Here is a 456-nt window from a genome sequence, read left to right as displayed (position 1 = left end):
AAAGAAAATGGAGTTGGGAGAGAAAGAAGAAAATCATATGGATATACAATAAAGAGAACAGCTGATCTGTGCTTGTGACTGCATAGATCAGCTGTTTTTATTTCGCAAAATCTGTACCTTTGCGAAAGACTATTTAAGGCGATTTTGATCGCTATTTGGACTAATGTGATAGAATTTAAGCACATTATATCACATCAAATGGTTTTTGTAAAGTCAAAATAAAAAAATTTATCAAAAAAACACGGCTGATAAAGTTTTCAGCCGTCAGAATTTCAGTACGAGGAGGGCGATAAAATGAAAAATACAATGAACATTTACAAGAGAAAAGACGGACGTTTCGAGGGGCGTATTCCGTTTGGAAGAGATGATAACGGAAACCTGAAGTATAGGTATCTGTACTCAAGAAATGATTTTGTCAATAAAACTTGACACATTGACCGCAAGGATTTGAAGTTA

Annotated in this window: 1 protein-coding gene; it reads left to right on the top strand. The window is 34.4% G+C overall.

Translation table 11 applies throughout. The features are described 5' to 3' along the window. Window positions 1-294 precede the first annotated feature (294 nt). Window positions 295-429, top strand: a complete 135-nt coding sequence (locus LI114_RS14240) for a hypothetical protein (protein ID WP_264468345.1) — start codon at window positions 295-297, stop codon at window positions 427-429. The last annotated feature ends 27 nt before the right edge of the window (window positions 430-456 follow it).

Origin of the sequence: Ruminococcus sp. 210702-SL.1.03 (assembly GCF_020559915.1) — a bacterium.
Taxonomy (GTDB): Bacteria; Bacillota; Clostridia; order Oscillospirales; family Ruminococcaceae; genus YE71.
The sequence above is the reverse complement of the archived record's forward strand: the minus strand, read 5'-3'. Positions and strand labels throughout refer to the sequence as shown.